The following is an 18,443-nucleotide window of genomic DNA, read 5'->3' on the forward strand; positions in this document are numbered from 1 at the left end:
ATGATGGCGGTGGTGCGCAGTCATGTGCAGCACAGCAGATTAAAGTGCAGGTTCATTGTCCGGTTCGGATCGCAGTGAAATGCTTGTGAAGAAGGAGATTATGCCCCATGCGTGCAGATCAACTGATTGTGAATGTACATGTGTATAACAGTTATTATAAACGATTTGAAATGAACAACGTCGCTGCTGTATTGGACGGCAGATTCCTATATGTTGGACCCGGTGGACCGGAGATGATTCAGGCAGACGAAGTCATTGATGCACGAGGAAGATACATGATTCCAGGTTTGATCGATATCCATCTGCATATCGAAAGTACGATGGTGACACCGGAAACCTTTTCCCATGGTCTGATTGGCTGCGGGGTAACGTCCATTGTTGCAGAACCACATGAGATGGCGAATGTGTTCGGGCTTGAAGGAGTTCAGGAGATGATGGCTGCGAGTCGGGAGACGACGGTGGACATGTTCTATGCGATCCCAAGCTCCGTTCCGGCAACCCCGATGGAGACGACAGGTGGTTCGATTGAAATCGAAGATATGGACGTGCTGCTCGCCACTGGCGAGATTATCTGTCTGGGTGAGATCATGAACTATGTCGATGTCATCCGTGATCCGGAGTGCAAGACGAACCAGATTTTACAGCATATCCGCAAAAACTATCCTGATCTCGTGATCGAAGGTCATACACCGAAACTGCTTGGACTCGATCTGCATCGACTGATCTACGCAGGTATTGATTCCGATCATACCCATCAGAGCATTGAGGGATTACAGGCACGGATTGCCGCAGGTATGTTTATTGAAATACAGGAGAAATCGATGACGCCTGAAGTCATGGAGTATCTGATTCAACATGATGTGGCACAGCACTTCTGCTTCGTCACAGATGATGTGATGCCGGATTCACTGGTGGAGCGTGGTCATCTGGATCATATCGTACGCAAGGCCATTCAGATGGGGATGCGTCCGGAAGATGCGATCTACGCAGCAACGTCTACCCCTGCTTCCCGTATGAAAATGACCGATCGCGGCAGCATTGCGCCAGGTAAAGTGGCCGATTATGTGTTGGTGTCCAACTTGTATGATCTCTCCATTGATCAGGTGTACAAAAATGGCCGCAAAGCTTATGACGATTACGAACCGTATAAGCAGGAACGGATCATCGGGCAATTCCCACCTCACTTCTATAAGAGTGTGCAGTTAGAGAAACTGGGGGCAGCAGATTTTGCTATTCAGTTGTCCGACCCGAAAGTCAGTGGATCAGGTGTTGATCTCGCTGGTGAAGGTGAGTACCAATGCCGTGTCATGATGGTGAAGGATGGTTCTACTTTTGTGGAAGAACATATTGCACCGGTTCAGTCTTCGAATGGCGAATTGCGCTGGGAAGAGAGCGGATATGCGCAGATCGCGACCTTTGAACGTTATGGTGTGAACGGCAATCGAGCACATGGCCTGATCGGTGGAGACACCATCAAACGCGGCGCCATTGCAACGACATATTCACATGACAATCACAACCTGCTGGTTGTAGGACGTAATCGTGAAGATATGATATTCGCAGCTAACAACGTAATTTCGAGCCAGGGTGGCTTCTGCGTGGTGGAAGATGGCAAGGTGCTGTCCCATCTGGAACTTCCCGTAGGTGGCATTCTGACGGAAGAACCACTCGCAGTGGTATCCCATCAAGTGAAGGAACTACGTACAGCCATGTTGTCTCTTGGTTACGTGCATTACAACCCGATCATGTCGATCAGCACTCACTCTCTCGCGGTAAGTCCAGCTCTGAAGATCACGGACCATGGCCTGATTGATGTAAATGCAGGTAAGGTTGTATCGTTGATTGTTTAAGTGGGATAGACACATCTGGTAGTATTCTTCCGATGATTGATTAGATTATTCGTTGTTATATCGTTGGTGTGTTCTATAAGAAAAAGAAGCCCCGGTTCACTCAAGTGAACCGGGGCTTCTTTTTGGCAAATTCATATACGTATTATTATGTTCTTGTAATTATAGTTAATACGAACCCTGTTTATATTAATTTCTCTGGATTTTTCACCTTAATGGAGACCACTTCTCCGCAATCCAAACAAACGGTATATACTCTTTCTGAACCAATCGACAATTTCTTATCCAATGGACGAAGATTGATGAAGTCGGATGCCTGTACGAAAGACGTGCCTCCACAATCGGTGCATTTTTCTATTGTAGTACTCATATGTTCATTCCACCTTTTAATCATTTTGGATGTGTTCCTTAATAAATTATATTCCAGTAACTGGGATGTAGCAATTATTGATTGTCCACGTTTACCAAATCCATTTTGGACGAGGCATAGGATTACATATATAGTAAGAAGAGAATGTTTGGACTCAAAGCAGGAGGATAGAAAACGATTATGAATGAAATAAATCATGCTAAAACCATATTTTTTGACGTGGATGATACCTTATATGATCATTTACAGCCGCTTCGCGGGGCGCTGCAGGACGTTCTCGGCTTGCCGGATGACTTCCCTTATGCTGAGGCATATCACCGTTTTCGTTATTACAGTGACTGGCTGTCTGCACAAGAAGATCTGTCTGCTGTACCGGAGCCGGATGCGGTGGAGCGAATGCGCCGTCGGAGGTTTGAGCTGACGATGGAGGAGTTTGGACTCGCCCTACAACCGGGTCAGGCTGAAGAACTGCAAGCTCAGTATCTGAGCAGACAGTTTGAGATTGTGCCTTTTGAAGGAGCATACGAGTTGATTAGAAGGCTTCAGACAGAAGGCCATACCGTTGGACTAATCACCAATGGAGAAGGAGAGCATCAGCGGCGCAAGCTTGAAGCACTGGATGTGCTCAGTCTCGTGGACGAGCATCTGATCTTCATTTCTGGTACGACTGGTTATGCGAAACCGGATCGCAGATTGTTTGAATATGTGAGTAAGCAGTCCGGGACAGATGCCCGTTCCAGCTATTACATCGGAGACTCGTGGCGTAATGATGTGGTAGGTGCAGTGGATGCAGGCTGGAAGGTTATCTGGTTCAATCATCGGGAGGCGCTGCCAGAATCAGATCATCAGCCTCATTTTGTAGCATCGAGCTATGAAGAGATCAGTCGTATTCTGACTTTCGAGGTTGTCCGAGTTTAAGGAGATATTTGTTGAAAGGAGCAGTCCTGTTACCGTTTTAGGTGCAGGTCTGCTTTTTAGTGTTTAAAGAAGGACGCCATTTATTACGCAAAACCTCTATTAATACCTTCTATTAATACCTTCTATAAAGGCATTAATAATGAGATGTCTAACTCTTCGCTTTCAATTACAATGGCTATGAGTCCAGCTTCTGTTTTGGTTTCGTGCCATTCATGTTTATCCCAGAGTACGGCTTCCCCACAATGTACTTTGATATATTCATTTGCTTCGCCTCTAACCCAACCTTCTCCACTTACGATCAAAAGCAGTTGAGGAACCACAGCTTGGTGATAACCGACTACTCCACCCTCAGGCAAGTGCATACATCCGATATGAGCTGTTTTGTCGGTCTGCGTAATACGTGACATGACGAAATTGGAATCAAATTGGGTAATCTTTTTCCCTGACTCTTGTTTAAATTGAAATATCCTCATGTTTACCTCCGCAATCGTGACTAAGTTAACTTCCTACAAGGGCAACGTTCCTTATGATGGTATCATCCTAATCCAAAAAAATATGGAAACCCAATCAGATGAGTCTATCATAGCTCCAATCCTTGAGGAATAGTTTGTTTACAACTCTCATTTCGTTAACGCCTGTGCCGTTGATTCTATGAAGTTGTACTTCATGGAATCTTCATTCACAAGACAGTGCAAAAGCCTTCCCAAACTATAAATGCAGTGTTATAATTAAAACAAGATTTAGATTAAGTCTAAATTAAAACGATGAATCAAAGCAGCGCCATAACAATCATTTACATTCTATTTTTATATTCGAGAGGGGATAAATTCCATGAGCACAATCCAAACTAGAAACAACACTTTTGCTAACAATGCCACAGCATTTCAAGATGTCCTGAACCGTCAGATCGCAGGTTGGTCCGTACTGTACACGAAACTGCATAACTTCCACTGGTATGTCCAAGGACCTCATTTTTTCACACTGCATGCCAAATTTGAAGAACTGTACAACCTGGCTACGGCGAACATGGACGAAATTGCAGAACGTTTGCTTGCCATTGGTGGACGTCCGGTGGCTACGATGGCTGAACAGCTGCGTCTGTCTCCAATTGAAGAGGTACAAGGCCAATTGTCTGCTGAGCGTATGGTAGAGTCGGTGGTTGCTGATCTGCGTACAATGGTAGAAGTGATTCATCAAGGCATTCACGAAGCGGGAGAAGCAGAAGATAACGCAACGGAAGATATGTTAATTGGATTCACCGCTGCGCTGGATAAAGAGGTCTGGATGTTAAACGCATTTCTGGGCAAATAAGCAAGGTTACCCTTCATCCTGACAACGATATGTAGAGTCCGTGAACAAAGTGCCCGTTCGCTTACAAATCCAGTGCGCTTGCCGTATAATGATGGCATCCAAGATGTACAGAATGGTGGAATGAATGATGCGGTCAGACCTGGAACAATTGCAGGAAGAAGCTGAACGGTTTATATATACATGTTATGAAGAGCTGGGCCATTCGCGTGAAGACGCGCAGGCCCGGCTTGTTGCGGTTATGAGCGAGATCGAAGCAACGGGTACCTATGTGCATACCTCAGAAGAATTGGAGCAGGGTTGCAAAATGGCCTGGCGGAACAGTAATCGCTGCATCGGGCGGCTGTTCTGGGACAAACTTCGGATTGTGGATGCCCGTCATGCTGTTACGGCAGGAACGGCAGCGGATGCGGTGTTGAATCATATCCACATGGCATCCAACGGAGGCAAAGTGATTCCGATGATTACGATCCTTCCACCGGATGGGCCGAATGGAGCTCCGGTACGTGTCTGGAATCATCAGCTTATTCGATATGCAGGATATGAGACGGAGCAAGGCATTATTGGAGATTCTGCTTCGGTGGAACTGACCAAGGCGGCGATGTCACTTGGCTGGCAAGGAGCAGGCACCTCATATGATGTGTTACCACTCATTATTCAGGCACAAGGACAAGCGCCAGAGTGGTATGTTATACCTGAAGAAGAGATTGTGGAAGTGATGATCGAGCACCCGGAGCAGAAGGAGATTGCTGAGCTGGGTATGCGTTGGTATGGTGTGCCGATGATCGCCGATATGCGTCTGGAGATTGGCGGTATATCCTACCCGGCAGCGCCTTTTAATGGTTGGTATATGGGTACCGAGATTGGCGCCCGTAATCTGGCGGACACGTTCCGGTATAACAAATTGCCTGCGGTGGCGGCAGCATTTGGATTGAATACGTCAAGTGAAACGACATTGTGGAAGGACCGGGCTTTGGTGGAACTGAATGTGGCTGTGCTGCATTCGTTTAAGAAAGCAGGCGTGAGCATTGTCGATCACCACACGGCGGCAGCGCAATTTGCGCTCTTTGAACAGCGGGAAGAGAAGGCTGGGCGTAAGCTGACCGGGGATTGGGTGTGGCTGATCCCGCCAGTGTCCCCGGCGACAACGCATATTTTTCACAGCTCCTATCGCAATGAGATTGTGAAGCCGAACTTTTTCCATCAGGATCAGGCGTATACGCTGAAAGATGGCGTGGCATCTGCCGCAGAACTGCGAAGCAGTGAGCAGCAGAATGCACAGGTAGAGCATCCCGAGCCACAGGCCGGAGATGCGCCAATGAAATGCCCGTTTGCACATTAAATTGTGCAGACGGGTTATTTTTTGTGATCCTTTTTTATCAAATAAAGGGCTATAAAATAGGAAAAAACGAAGAGGATTCTTTCTCTATATGGAAATATATAACACGCCTATAATGAGGTCATGGCTTCACATAAGGGAGGGAACAACAATCCATGGGTTACATTGAAACGTTGCGAGGAATGGTTGGCAATGCTCCTGTTATTCTGGTGAGACCGAGTATACTGATCTTGAATAAGACGGGTGAGATACTATTGGTTCGACATCTGGATGACACTTGGGGAGTACCGGGTGGATTTATGGAGCTCGGCGAATCGGTGGAAGAGTCTGCAATACGAGAGGTCAGAGAAGAGATTGGGATAGAGATTAAGAAACTTCATCTGTATGGCGTCTTCTCAGGAAAAGAGTTATATACGAAATTAAGAAACGGGCATGAATACTACAATGTGGTCATTGGTTATGTTTGCACGGAGTATGAGGGAGAATTGAAGCCAGATGGGGTGGAAGTTCTTGAAGCAAAGTTTTACAAACCAACCGAATTACCTGACAGGACTGACCCTTACTTAAAAAGCAAAATCCAAGAAAATGCAGTGCACATCGCAACATTATTGGGAAAATAATGTTGCCAATAAAGGGATGACCTCCGTCATATTCATGACTTGTGGGACGTCTCCCTTTTGCGTTTACACCCGTCTTGTCTTGTACCGACTGCGCATTACACCCTGAACTGCAATAGCAACAGCAATCAGCACCAGATTGAAAACAAACACGGAGTACAGTGAGCCAACCTCCATCAGCAGGGCTGCAACCAGTGGGGATACGATGGAGCCGATCTCAGCCGCAGAGACAATTTTGCCTATGACGGAGCTTCGACTCTCATCGGGGATATGATCACCGACATGGGCAAAGAACGAGTCCATGTAACATGCCCCGCCAACCCCGCCAATCAGCATGCCAACGTAGACCCATAGATGGGATGACGTGCTTAGAAATACAGCAACTTCGATACCAATCAGGAACATGCCGAGCATACATAGCAACAGACGATCCCCCATCCGGTCAGAGAGATAACCAACAAAGGGTGCAGCGGCAAGCGTAGAAATCCCGGATACAGTGAAAGCGAGACTGGTTGCAAAGGGGTCCCAATGCATGATGTGAGCTGCATACAGTGCGAAGTAGGTGAGAAACACCGCATAAGCGCTCATCTCCAGAAAATGTACCGTACCATAGCCGAGAAGCTGTTGAAGCTGGCTAAGCTCTGTAGTTGGGCTAATCGTTATTGAGTCGGGAGCTTGATTGGATTGGGAGATACCCGTACCTTGCGTATGCAGTGCATCGGATGTTGATGAAGGTAAAGGAGGTGTCGTTGTTGTCTTCATTCCCATCGCAGCGACCACAGCCATCAGACAACATAACGTAACAAGCAGAAAAGGAACTAACAGAGGCCAGTGCAGCGCGAGCCAGCCACTAATAACCGGACCGAGCACCATTCCGCCACCCTCACTGCTGCTGATATATCCATTATACAGGCCGCGGTTGTCTGCATTGCCTCCATCTCCGATGATGGAACGCACGACTACTGTAAGCCCGGTGGAAGCCAGCCCTTGCAGCAGTCGGAGCAGGCCGAACAACACCGCAGCAGTAGACACCGCAAAGCCACCCATGCAGACAGCGAGCAGTAACAGCATGAGGATGAGAGCACGTTTACCCCCGAGTTTTTTATAAATTGCCGCAGCAGGAATGCCACCAATCACTTTCCCCACATAGAAAAGCGCAAAAATAACCCCCATCATCCAGCCAGACAGGCCAAATTCCTCAATAAACAAAGGAAACAGGGGCAGGATCATGAACCCGCCCATCTGACTAAGGAAACAAATCGTTATCAGCAAAGGCAGATTACGACGAATATCCAAGAGCCAAGACTCCTTTCACATATAAAATGGAATCCCAAACGTGCTTCATATCCTAAAGGAATGCGTAGATATCGACATATACCCGTAATGTATGCAGAATTTTTGAGAATAAGAAGAAAATGACACGCGGCGTTTACATCAAAACCATTGCGGTTATACCTGAATCATATATAATAGATGGGTTATCTATAAGGATGCATGAACGAAAGTGTACAGAATGAAGAGGTACCTCAAGTATAAGGGGGCGATGTGAAGCATGTCAGAACAACAACCGATTATCCGCTTTGAAGCGGTGACTCAGCAATACGATCAGGATGAAGCCGTATTGAAGGCAGTCAGCTTTGAGATTGAGCGGGGTAAATTTTATACGCTTCTCGGCCCATCGGGCTGCGGGAAAACAACGATATTGCGGCTGATTGCCGGTTTTGCGGAGCCGACACAGGGCAGTATTTATTTTAACGGTGCGCTTATCAACAAGGTGCCTGCCCACCAGCGGCAGGTGAATACCGTATTTCAGGATTACGCGTTATTTCCTCATCTGAATGTATTTGAGAACGTGGCTTTTGGTTTGCGGATCAAAAAGATGAAAACAGCTGAAATTCGCAGCAAAGTGTTGGAAGCCCTCAAGTTCGTCAATCTGTCCGGTTATGAGAACCGTGAAATTGGTGAAATGTCTGGCGGACAACGGCAGCGTGTCGCGATTGCACGCGCAATTGTAAACGAGCCTGAAATCCTGTTATTGGACGAGCCTTTGTCTGCACTCGATCTGAAGCTGCGGACCGAGATGCAGTATGAATTGCGGGAGCTGCAACAGCGACTGGGTATTACGTTTATCTTTGTTACGCATGATCAGGAAGAGGCCTTGGCGATGTCGGATGAGATCTTTGTCCTGAATGGCGGCGTCATTCAACAGAGCGGTACACCGAACGATATCTATGATGAGCCGATTAACCGTTTTGTAGCGGACTTTATTGGGGAATCGAATATTGTATCGGGCAGAATGAAGCAGGACTTTGTGGTGGAATTCGCTGGTGCACAGCACGAGTGTGTCGATCAGGGTCTCCAGCCGGACGAGCCGGTAGAGATTGTCATTCGCCCAGAGGATCTGGAGATTACAACCGAAGAACTGGGCAAGCTGAAGGTCAATGTGGACTCCCAGTTATTCCGCGGGGTGCATTACGAGATATCCACATATGATGATGCGGGCAATGAGTGGCTTGTGCATTCAACGAAGAAAGCTGTTGTAGGCGCACGGATTGGACTCTATTTTGATCCGGAAGCTGTACACGTCATGCGCTTTAACGAGACTGAGGAAGAGTTCGACAAACGACTCGAAGCTTATCAAGAGGCCGCTCATGCAGACTAAGGCCAGCACACGCAATGCGTATCTGATTCCATATGTATTATGGATGGTGTTGTTCGTTGTGGCGCCGGTTCTGCTGGTCATCTATTATTCGTTCTTCGATGTGGAGGGTAACTTCACGTTTGGCAACTACGCCCGGTTCTTCACGCCGGTGTACTTGCAGATGACGCTCAGTTCGTTCTGGTATGCATTTCTGATTACGGCGTTCTCGCTGCTGATCTCGTATCCAACGGCGTATATGCTGACCCGGACGAAGCACAAGCAGCTGTGGTTGCTGCTGATCATTCTGCCAAGCTGGATCAATCTTTTGTTAAAAGCGTACGCCTTCATCGGCCTGTTTGGAACGTATGGTCTGACCAACTCCCTGCTTGAAGTGGTGGGTATTGGCACACAGCAGATTTTGTTCACCGACTTCAGTTTTATTTTTGTCTCGGTGTACATCTTCATTCCATTCATGATTCTGCCAATCTTCAATGCGCTGGAAGAGATGAACCCATCGTTGATCTACGCGGCGCGTGATCTGGGGGCCTCATCGTGGCTGACGTTCCGCCGGGTGATCTTTCCGCTGACGATTAGCGGTGTGAAATCAGGTTGTCAGGCTGTATTTATTCCTGCGCTGTCCCTGTTCATGATTACCCGCCTGATTGCGGGAAACCGTGTAATTACGCTGGGAACAGCGATTGAACAGCATTTTCTCGTCACTCAGGACTGGGGGATGGGATCAACGATTGCCGTCTTTTTGATTATTGCGATGGCGATTATTATGTTCCTGACCGGATCAGGCAAGAAGGAGGTGCGTAATGGGAAGAAACGGAAAGCTGTCTAACGTCTATCTGGCCGTTGTATTCGCCATTCTGTACGCACCGATTGCGTATCTGATCTTCTATTCCTTCAACAGCGGCGGTCATATGCGCAGCTTCGAAGGATTCACGCTTGAATGGTACAGGGAGGTGTTCGCCGATACACGGCTGCTCATCATTGTGCTGAATACATTTATCATTGCACTCCTGTCATCGGCGATCTCAACAATCCTTGGTGTAGCAGGAGCACTGGCGATCTACCATGTGCGTCGCAAACGGACGAAGAATACGTTGCTGTCACTCAACAACGTGCTGATCGTGAGTCCCGATGTCATCATTGGTGCGTCATTCCTGATTCTGTTCACCATGATTGGCATCAAACTGGGCTTCACTTCGGTCCTGCTATCTCATATCGCATTCAGTGTACCTATTGTCGTGATCATGGTCCTGCCAAAGCTGCAGGAGATGAGCCCAACATTGATGGATGCGGCACGCGATCTGGGTGCAGGATCATGGCAGATTCTGACGCGTGTGGTGCTGCCATACGTGAAACCAGGTATTTTTGCCGGATTCTTCATGGCCTTGACGTACTCACTTGATGATTTTGCAGTAACATTCTTTGTCACGGGTAATGGATACTCCACACTCTCGGTAGAGATATACTCCAGAGCAAGGCAGGGCGTATCGTTGTCCATCAATGCGTTGTCTACCCTGTTATTCCTGCTCACGGTGCTGCTGGTGGTTGGATATTACTTCATTAACCGCCGTGCAACACGGATACCACCTGGAGGAAAGGGGCTGCGACCATGAAGCAACTGGTACGGACATTTGCGCTTGTTTTTGTGGCCGCCTTTGCTCTTATGATCCTGGCTTCGTATCTGAACAAGAGTCAGGGATATTCTGGCGGCAACACACTGACCATCTATAACTGGGGCGATTATATCGATCCTGATCTGCTCAAGGAGTTTGAGGACGAGACAGGCATTAAAGTCATCTATCAGACGTTTGACTCCAATGAAGCGATGCTGACCAAGATTGAGCAGGGCGGTACTACGTTTGATGTGGCGATTCCTTCTGAATATGCGATTAGCAAAATGAAAGAAGAAGACTTGCTCGTGCCACTCGATCATAGCAAATTAACCAACCTGGACAACATTGATCCACGATTCATGGACTTGTCCTTTGATGAAGGCAACAAGTACTCCATTCCGTATTTCTGGGGCACGGTAGGGATTGTATACAATCCTGAACTGGTGGACGGGTTGACGTTTGATAGCTGGAATGACCTGTGGGACCCGCGTTTGAAAAATCAAATCCTGCTCCTTGATGGCGCACGCGAAGTCATTGGCATGGGATTGAACAGTCTCGGGTATTCCCTGAACGATACCAACGAAGACCATTTGCAGGAAGCGCTGAAGAAGCTGTCTACATTGACGCCGAACGTCAGAGCAATTGTGGGTGACGAGATCAAGATGCTGCTTGCGAACGAGGAAGCGGCAGTTGGACTTGTATGGTCCGGGGATGCGTCGGAGATTATGGATGAGAATGACAAACTGGATTACATGGTTCCGGAAGAAGGCTCGAACCTCTGGTTTGATAACATGGTTATTCCAAAGACGGCGAGTAATATTGAAGGGGCACACCAGTTTATCAACTTCATGCTGGACCCGGATCATGCCGCTCGTAATGCGGAATACGTAGGTTACTCCACGCCGAACGCCGAGGCACTGAAGTTACTGCCAGAGGACATCTCCGAGGATGAACGTTTCTATCCAGACGAGACACTGACAGGCAAGCTGGAGGTCTACGATAATCTGGGTAAAAAAATGCTCTCGCATTATAATGACCTGTTCCTGGAGTTTAAAATGCATAGTAAATAACCGCGAATAGCGTGTGCACAGTTCGTTAGATCCTCAAAAAAAGACAAAAAGGGTAGCTGCTCGTCATTTCACTTGAATGACGAGCAGCTACCCTTTTTATATTACCTACTTCAGAGCAAAAGCGCAGGTTATGTTTTTTTGTGCACACGTTAACGGAGGGGACAGAACAAACGAAGGAAGCGGAGCGTTCGCCTTTATCCCCGGATTTTCCCATTGCTAGATGGGAAAATCCGGGGATAACAGCGATCCGAAGTTGTTCTGTCACCGCAGTGATCAAGTGGAAACGAATAATGGGTTACATGCGCTTTTTGCGACCCACCATGATCCATGCCCCACCCATAATCAGCACAATCGCCACGAACGGCTGGATAAAGCTCAAGCTGCTCAGCATCGTGCCAATCGACATTACGGCGAAGAACAACAGGGAGATAACCGTTAGAATGTTGATGGGGATCAGCAACCATTTATTCCGACCACCGAACCAGTAGAGCTCAAACAAACCCACAGCTACAGCCAGAATGAAGCCCGGCCACATCGTACCCCAGTTGTTAAACAGCATCGCGATCTGACAGACAATACCGACAGTGAGCAACAATCCACCGGGAACCAGCAGTCCAACCCCTCTGCCAATCATGGAGAAGTAGAGCCAGTGGAAGAACAGTCCTAGTGGAATCACGAATAACGTGGGCCAGAAGGTCGCAAAGATCGTACCCGGACCGAGTGAACCTCCCTGGTTCAGAATCAGGTACACGCCCAGCAAAATGAGAACAGGCGCAAGGATCGTACGTTTAGCCATAATATCTCTCCTTCTCAATACAAGATCAATTTCCGAACGGTCGTATGTAGATCAATTACTTTCGTTACTCACAGCATACCATGAAGTGGAAATGTCTATCCTCCGTCTTTGGAGTTAAAATGAACCTAGACCAAAGTCTAGGTATGAAATAGGCTTTTCATCAATACACGCATGGCATCCTATAAGCTGTACCTATAAGATGTACGTAATCGGTTTACTGCGGTGCAGGCTGCACATGCTGCTTCAGGTCTGCGCGGTATTGCCCAGGCGTCTGACCAGTCCACCTTTTGAAGGCACTCTGAAATGCGCTTTGTTCCGAAAAATGCAGGGCATAGGCAATATCCCCCAACGAATAGGTTCCTTTCTGCAAATAACGCAGTGCCAGTTCCATGCGTACCTGAACGGAAATCTCGTTATACGTTGTATTTTCTTCACGTAATCGGCTTTGTAGTGTGCGAATACTCACGCTCAGATGCTCAGCGGTGTGTTGTAATGTGGGAAAGAAGGTTGGAAGGCTCTCCATCATCCACCGACTTACTTTGCCGGAGAAGGGTTGAGATGAGTGCAGCGTATCCTTGCTTTCCTGAGCCATGGTTTCAAAGACCCTCAGCATTCTTGCATCTGAATATAATACCGGCTGCTCCAGAATATCTTTATGCATCCGCAGGACTGTACGGGTATCCCCGAATTGAGGCACTATTCCGAACATGCCAACATAAGGAGATAGATCGCCTGAAACAGCGGGTGCTTGATGACTAAACCGGACCTCTTTCAATTCCACCCGGCGATTCGCCAGTTTGCTAATCAAATACACTATAGAGACGGCCATATCCTCCACGCAATGACGGGACATCTGCTTCTCCAATTTCTGCAAAGACAATTGGAGGATCAAATCCTCTCCACTTACGTCCCAACTCAGATTGAATCCGCTATATAGAATGATGTTATATCGTTGATAAGCAGCGAGTGCATCTCCGATCTTCTTGGAATGCATCATGACGTAACCGGGAAGTCCCAGATCCGCGAAGTCCAGCAGCTGTCCCTGGTTCAATCCAAAATACAGATCATTGGAATATTGGGCAGCATACTGCATAATACGTTCCAATTCTTCAACCGAAATTCGGGCTTCTGGATTCTGCATCATAGCAGGATCTAAGCCAGCGTGCTCGAAAAACGCATTAGATTCGTACCCTTTGTTCACCAGTGTCTTCATAATTGGATACAACATGGAAATGGACACACCGTGATTGTGGTTAATCATGCTCCCCCCTTTTGCGCAAATCAGCAATGTTTTGGCGTCGTTGATCATTTGTTTATGTATAACATCACTTTATGCTTGTGATATGCCTGCTTCTTCGGCCTTCATAAACATAATTATACAGGAGGAACAGATGTATGAAATCAAATATTCTGGTGATTAATGGCCACCCTGATCCGCAAAGTTACTGCAAAGCACTAACGGAAGCCTATATAAAAGGAGTCCGGAGATCAGGTAGCTCAGTGGAGCTGGTGGATTTGAGCCACATTCAGTTCAATCTCAATCTTCAGCACGGGTACCGTCAGCGGACGGAGCTGGAACCTGACTTGGTGAAAGCTCAGGAATGGATCCGATGGGCGGATCATTTGGTGTTTGTCTATCCGACGTGGTGGGGAACGATGCCCGCTATTCTGAAAGGGTTTATTGATCGGGTGTTTTTGCCCGACTTCGCGATGAAATATCGGGACAACTCGCCGCTGTGGGACAAATTGTTGAAAGGGAAATCCGCGCATATCATCGTGACCATGGATACGCCCCGCTGGTACAATCGATTCATCTACAGACATGCAGGCCATCGGGTTATGAAAACAAATATTCTTCAATTCTGTGGCGTATCCCCCGTACGTGTGACCGAGATTAGTCCAATCAAGAACTCCACCGAAGTGTTTCGTCAGAAATGGCTGGATAAATTGATGGAAATGGGGGTGAAGCAGGGGGGAGGAAATAAACCCCTATGACGGCCAGTCAGTGCTTTCCAACCAACGAGTTTAGCGCAGCCATTCAGCAGCCATGTAGTTAGCTTTAGCTATATCACATCGTTAGCTACGTGAAGAAGCCCACTCTGCGAAGAGTGGGCCTTATCTCATTTATTGAAGAGGGTAATTCCTCACTTCACCACATCCGAATGTTTCTTGCCCCAGCTGTTCACGCCGTCATCCTCAATGATGGAGATGGCTGCATCTGCGATGTCGGGGTTCGTCATCAGTTTCTCCTGAATCCGGAACTTGATGTCATCCGCATCCGCCAGGCTGAGTCCTTTGGTTAACTCAATGAGACCTTCCACATGATAATAACGGCCTTCCTGAATGATCCGCATCATCTGAATATCGGCAACATGTGTATCTGCCAGAATGGTCTGGGATACTTTGTCCTCAATATCCTGCGGAGCCGCAACACCAATTAATCCGATCATATTATCGTAACCGACACGGAAGGCTACAGCGATCATCAGACATCCAATAATCGTTGTCACAATGCCATCGAGCAATGCAAAATTGGTCAAGGCAATAACCACGACAGAGATTAACGCGAGCGTGGCACCCAGTACAGCGACAACATCTTCGTAGAATACGAGACGGGTTGGTGGCGCAGCACGGCCTACGTTTTTGATGGCAGCAGGGACCAGGGCCAATCCGGCGGCTTTGGGTGCACGTGCTTCTTTTAAGATTTCCTTCATGGCTTTGATCAGAATGGCCCCATCGATCAGAATGTTCAAGACGAGCACACCGATGTTAATCCAGAGCCCTCCGGAATGGCCGGCAGGATGCTGCAACAGATGGATACCTTCATGGATCGTTTCATACGCCATAATGGTAACAACAATAACGGCGATCATGCAGAAAATGTTGATGACCCGTCCGAATCCGGTCGGGAAGCGGCGTGTAGGTTTTTTCTCAGACAACACACTTCCGACAAAGACAAAACCTTGGTTAATGGCATCGGCCAATGAATGCATCGCCGAAGCGAACATGGCGCCACTGCCACTGAATAGGAAGGCTCCCCCTTTGCACACAGCAAGAACCGCATTTCCTGCCATCGCTACGGCGGAGGATGTGTTTCCTTTTTTGACGAGAGACATAAAGCTCTCAGACTTCGGTTGTTCAGCCACTTCGTATGTTCCTCCCAGATCAATGTAATGTGTAGAAAAGGTAGTCCTCATCTACATAGGTTGTGCATTTCCACTAAATGTTATTATAACCGCTTTGACATATCCCAGCATTATGCAAAAAAGGTCATATCATCATATAGGGTTTTAGTACTCAATGGCCTCCAAGGCACGTAGATTCCGATTGGACTGTTCCAACAATTCCGTAAATGTCCCAGCCACGTAATATACAAAATCCGGATCATGTATGTACATAATAATCTGCCCGTACGAACCTTCTTCTGTCGGATCAAAGTCGAACATCAGATACAGTGATCCACCGCCGAGCATGCCAAACGTAACCCATTTTTTCTGAAAAAGGTAGGGTTTGATTCGGGGATCAAGTTCTCCGATCTCTTCTTCGGTAAAATAATCATCCATGCGGTTCTCCACCAGCGTGGATTGCCCCTTTTGAATCCTTTCCAAGGACATTAGATAAAATGGCTCAGTTTCCCGTCCTTCCTCAAGGCTTGGATACAAGACGTGAAAGCCATAACCGCTTCCATTTTTACGTTTATAAAACGCACGAAAATCAGCAGGTAAACGAATGCCATGTTCATGCTCGAATGCGTCAAGTTGCTCATCCGTCACACCTTCAAACTGGTGATATGCCTCCAGAAGCTCTCGGTTTTCCTCATCTTGTACCTTCTCCTCCAGCAACACATCCAGTTCATCCATCAATTCATATATACGCTGTTCTGGCATCCAATTCCCCTCCGTATGAGCTATTCAGATAATATGGCGAGTGTTATGCGAGCAAACTCTGCCTGATTTCACCTCATATTATAGTTATAAGCCGCAAAAGCACACAAGAAACCGGAGTCCTTGCTTACATACTACAATGGTCTCATTATTCTAAGGCGGTTGTTGTCGCTCTTAACAACAAATAAAGCGTGAGTCACAGAGGCAATCCCTGTAACCCACGCTTATTATTTATCTACTATATAAATGAAACTAATCTTTTACACGAAAACGTAGAGGACAGAAATAACCTGAAGAAGCGAAGTGTTCGCCTAAAAGCTTTCTGCAAGAAAGCTACATCGGAAGCATAAGCTTATCACCAGATTTTCACCTTTATATAAAGTAAATAAAAAAATCTGGGGATAACAGCGATCAGAAGGTTGTTCTGTCATCGGAGTAGCGAGTGTAAATACTTTAGTTCGTTTTATAAAGTCCTCTTTAATCAAACTTCCAACAGGACAAGCTCAGATTGCCATACTGATAGGCTTTGAACAGGAGCGATGCCCGCTTATTTTGATGACCTGCACCCATGGCGAGCAGTAGTGGTACAAAATGCTCCGGGGTAGGCACGGCCGCTTGAGCTGAAGGTGCCAGTTTATCATAGGAGAAGAGAGACTCCGTATCCCAACTCACCAGCTTGTCATGCAGCCAGTTGTCGAATTCGGATGCCCACGGGTCAACGCCGTTACTTTCCCAGTTCAATCGCCGCAGATTATGAACGGTCCCGCCGCTGCCAATAACGAGAATGTCTTGCTCACGCAACGAAGCGAGTGCCTGTCCGACCTGATATTGCTGCTCACCTGTCAGATAGCGATTCACAGACAAGGCAATTACGGGAATATCCGCATCCGGGTAGAGCAGGCGTAGAACGACCCAAGCGCCATGATCCAGGCCCCGGACATCATCCGTCTGTACTGGAATCCCGGCTTCTTGCAATAACCGCTCTACTTCGGCAGTGGTCTCTGCCTGTCCTTGAGCCGGGTACTTGATCTGATACAGCTCGGGCTGGAAACCGCCAAAATCATAAATGGTCTCATAGTTGGCTACTGAGGATACAAGCTGAGTTGTGGATTCCCAGTGAGCAGAGAACAATACGATTGCTTTGGGTTTTGGCAGTTCCTGTCCAAGTTTCTGCAAAAATTCGGTGTACGCATTCTCCTCCAGTGCCAGTGATGGGGCACCGTGAGCAATAAACAGGGATGGCATCATTATGAATTCAGTCCTTTCGGGTCTTCGGAAGTCACATTTGCATCTATCCGGAGCCATTGTTGGAATTGTTGATATAGATCGGGTTTCACTTGATGCCCACCGTTGTAAGGTACATACGTGACGTGATGGGTATGTTGACGGAAGAAATTGGCGTTGTCTTCGCCCAGTTGCAGCGGGAATAGATGATCCTGATCTCCATGGGAGATAAACACAGACAGTTCCGTATCGGGTTGCAGCTTGTACTCGTCTTTCACAAATTGCGGGATGTATCCGCTCATCGCTACAATGCCTTTGATCCCATCCCCCATCACCAGCGATAGGGTCATTGCCATAATGGCACCCTGACTGAATCCGGCGATGTAACGCCGCTTGGGATCAATCGCATATTTGCCGGACAGATCCACAATCAACTGTTGCAGTCCCAGCACGGAGGCATCATACAATTCACGGATGGGATTGCCGATGCTTTTGATCTGAAAATAAGCATAACCACTACCCTGAACGATTGGCCCACGGATGGCGACGATAATAAAATCAGATTGCATAGGCTCCATCAAACGAAGCATATCTTGCTCATCTGATCCCATGCCATGTAAGGCGAAAATCACAGGATAACGTTGATCTGGATTGTAATGAGATGGTAATCGGACTTCATGTATATAAGGAGAATTCATTGAAAACACCACCTGATGAGGATTGAGTTACATATATTGTTCTGATGTTGCATGATTAAGTTCACTGATATGAAATAAATATTCTTATTTATGAACAAAATCT

The 18,443-nt window shown here is 47.3% G+C and carries 19 protein-coding genes; 10 read left to right on the forward strand and 9 right to left on the reverse strand.

From position 1 onward, the window contains the following. Positions 1-107: 107 nt before the first annotated feature. Positions 108-1,850: an adenine deaminase C-terminal domain-containing protein gene (locus tag MKY73_RS00600; RefSeq protein ID WP_339305118.1), complete on the forward strand. Its 1,743-nt coding sequence runs from the start codon at positions 108-110 to the stop codon at positions 1,848-1,850. Between the two features lie 181 nt (positions 1,851-2,031). On the opposite strand, the gene MKY73_RS00605 is transcribed toward MKY73_RS00600, so the two are convergent. Next, positions 2,032-2,217 carry a hypothetical protein gene (locus tag MKY73_RS00605; protein ID WP_339305120.1) on the reverse strand — a complete coding sequence of 62 codons (186 nt, stop codon included), beginning with the start codon at positions 2,215-2,217 and terminating at the stop codon, positions 2,032-2,034. Between the two features lie 180 nt (positions 2,218-2,397). Between MKY73_RS00605 and MKY73_RS00610 the strand changes: the two genes are divergently transcribed. Beyond that, on the forward strand, positions 2,398-3,135 hold the full coding sequence (locus tag MKY73_RS00610) for an HAD family hydrolase (RefSeq protein WP_339305122.1): 738 nt from the start codon (positions 2,398-2,400) through the stop codon (positions 3,133-3,135). A gap of 122 nt (positions 3,136-3,257) precedes the next feature. Here MKY73_RS00610 and MKY73_RS00615 read toward each other — a convergent pair whose 3' ends face one another. Further along, complete coding sequence (locus MKY73_RS00615) at positions 3,258-3,608, reverse strand: cupin (RefSeq protein ID WP_339305123.1); 351 nt, start codon at positions 3,606-3,608, stop codon at positions 3,258-3,260. A gap of 358 nt (positions 3,609-3,966) precedes the next feature. Here MKY73_RS00615 and MKY73_RS00620 point away from each other — a divergent pair, with 358 nt between their 5' ends. The 3 genes from MKY73_RS00620 (at position 3,967) to MKY73_RS00630 (ending at position 6,402) form a co-directional block, all read left to right on the forward strand. Next, the gene (locus MKY73_RS00620; protein WP_339305125.1) at positions 3,967-4,446 is read left to right on the forward strand and encodes a DNA starvation/stationary phase protection protein; all 480 of its coding nucleotides are present in this window, start codon (positions 3,967-3,969) and stop codon (positions 4,444-4,446) included. Between the two features lie 127 nt (positions 4,447-4,573). Next, the gene (locus MKY73_RS00625; RefSeq protein WP_339308804.1) at positions 4,574-5,785 is read left to right on the forward strand and encodes a nitric oxide synthase oxygenase; all 1,212 of its coding nucleotides are present in this window, start codon (positions 4,574-4,576) and stop codon (positions 5,783-5,785) included. A gap of 152 nt (positions 5,786-5,937) precedes the next feature. Then, a complete protein-coding gene (locus MKY73_RS00630) occupies positions 5,938-6,402 on the forward strand; it encodes an NUDIX domain-containing protein (protein WP_339305127.1) in 465 nt (154 codons plus the stop codon). A 63-nt stretch (positions 6,403-6,465) separates the two neighbouring features. Here MKY73_RS00630 and MKY73_RS00635 read toward each other — a convergent pair whose 3' ends face one another. Continuing rightward, positions 6,466-7,695 carry an MFS transporter gene (locus MKY73_RS00635; protein ID WP_339305129.1) on the reverse strand — a complete coding sequence of 410 codons (1,230 nt, stop codon included), beginning with the start codon at positions 7,693-7,695 and terminating at the stop codon, positions 6,466-6,468. A 256-nt stretch (positions 7,696-7,951) separates the two neighbouring features. Here MKY73_RS00635 and MKY73_RS00640 point away from each other — a divergent pair, with 256 nt between their 5' ends. From MKY73_RS00640 to MKY73_RS00655, 4 genes are read left to right on the forward strand one after another with little or no spacing between them, the layout of a single operon-like run. Beyond that, the gene (locus tag MKY73_RS00640; RefSeq protein ID WP_339305131.1) at positions 7,952-9,061 is read left to right on the forward strand and encodes an ABC transporter ATP-binding protein; all 1,110 of its coding nucleotides are present in this window, start codon (positions 7,952-7,954) and stop codon (positions 9,059-9,061) included. Beyond that, positions 9,051-9,884 carry an ABC transporter permease gene (locus tag MKY73_RS00645; RefSeq protein ID WP_017691799.1) on the forward strand — a complete coding sequence of 278 codons (834 nt, stop codon included), beginning with the start codon at positions 9,051-9,053 and terminating at the stop codon, positions 9,882-9,884. The genes MKY73_RS00640 and MKY73_RS00645 overlap by 11 nt, the downstream gene beginning before the upstream one ends. After that, positions 9,859-10,668, forward strand: a complete 810-nt coding sequence (locus tag MKY73_RS00650) for an ABC transporter permease (RefSeq protein WP_062836831.1) — start codon at positions 9,859-9,861, stop codon at positions 10,666-10,668. Before MKY73_RS00645 ends, MKY73_RS00650 begins: the two co-directional genes overlap by 26 nt. After that, positions 10,665-11,738 (forward strand): ABC transporter substrate-binding protein, encoded by a 1,074-nt coding sequence (locus MKY73_RS00655; RefSeq protein ID WP_339305133.1) that lies wholly within the window; start codon positions 10,665-10,667, stop codon positions 11,736-11,738. Before MKY73_RS00650 ends, MKY73_RS00655 begins: the two co-directional genes overlap by 4 nt. A 295-nt stretch (positions 11,739-12,033) precedes the next feature. On the opposite strand, the gene MKY73_RS00660 is transcribed toward MKY73_RS00655, so the two are convergent. Then, on the reverse strand, positions 12,034-12,534 hold the full coding sequence (locus tag MKY73_RS00660; RefSeq protein ID WP_017691802.1) for a hypothetical protein: 501 nt from the start codon (positions 12,532-12,534) through the stop codon (positions 12,034-12,036). Positions 12,535-12,748: 214 nt separating this feature from the next. Continuing rightward, on the reverse strand, positions 12,749-13,795 hold the full coding sequence (locus MKY73_RS00665; RefSeq protein ID WP_339305134.1) for an AraC family transcriptional regulator: 1,047 nt from the start codon (positions 13,793-13,795) through the stop codon (positions 12,749-12,751). Between the two features lie 134 nt (positions 13,796-13,929). Here MKY73_RS00665 and MKY73_RS00670 point away from each other — a divergent pair, with 134 nt between their 5' ends. Next, on the forward strand, positions 13,930-14,529 hold the full coding sequence (locus MKY73_RS00670) for an NAD(P)H-dependent oxidoreductase (RefSeq protein WP_339305135.1): 600 nt from the start codon (positions 13,930-13,932) through the stop codon (positions 14,527-14,529). A gap of 149 nt (positions 14,530-14,678) precedes the next feature. On the opposite strand, the gene MKY73_RS00675 is transcribed toward MKY73_RS00670, so the two are convergent. The 4 genes from MKY73_RS00675 to MKY73_RS00690 form a co-directional block, all read right to left on the reverse strand. Next, positions 14,679-15,680 (reverse strand): cation diffusion facilitator family transporter, encoded by a 1,002-nt coding sequence (locus MKY73_RS00675; protein ID WP_339238437.1) that lies wholly within the window; start codon positions 15,678-15,680, stop codon positions 14,679-14,681. Between the two features lie 144 nt (positions 15,681-15,824). Continuing rightward, on the reverse strand, positions 15,825-16,421 hold the full coding sequence (locus MKY73_RS00680; RefSeq protein WP_339305136.1) for an SMI1/KNR4 family protein: 597 nt from the start codon (positions 16,419-16,421) through the stop codon (positions 15,825-15,827). 474 nt (positions 16,422-16,895) lie between these two features. Then, complete coding sequence (locus MKY73_RS00685; protein ID WP_339305137.1) at positions 16,896-17,666, reverse strand: class III extradiol ring-cleavage dioxygenase; 771 nt, start codon at positions 17,664-17,666, stop codon at positions 16,896-16,898. Further along, the gene (locus MKY73_RS00690; RefSeq protein WP_339305138.1) at positions 17,666-18,340 is read right to left on the reverse strand and encodes an alpha/beta hydrolase-fold protein; all 675 of its coding nucleotides are present in this window, start codon (positions 18,338-18,340) and stop codon (positions 17,666-17,668) included. The genes MKY73_RS00685 and MKY73_RS00690 overlap by 1 nt, the downstream gene beginning before the upstream one ends. Positions 18,341-18,443 lie beyond the last annotated feature (103 nt).

The organism is Paenibacillus sp. FSL R5-0519 (assembly GCF_037974275.1).
GTDB lineage: Bacteria > Bacillota > Bacilli > Paenibacillales > Paenibacillaceae > Paenibacillus.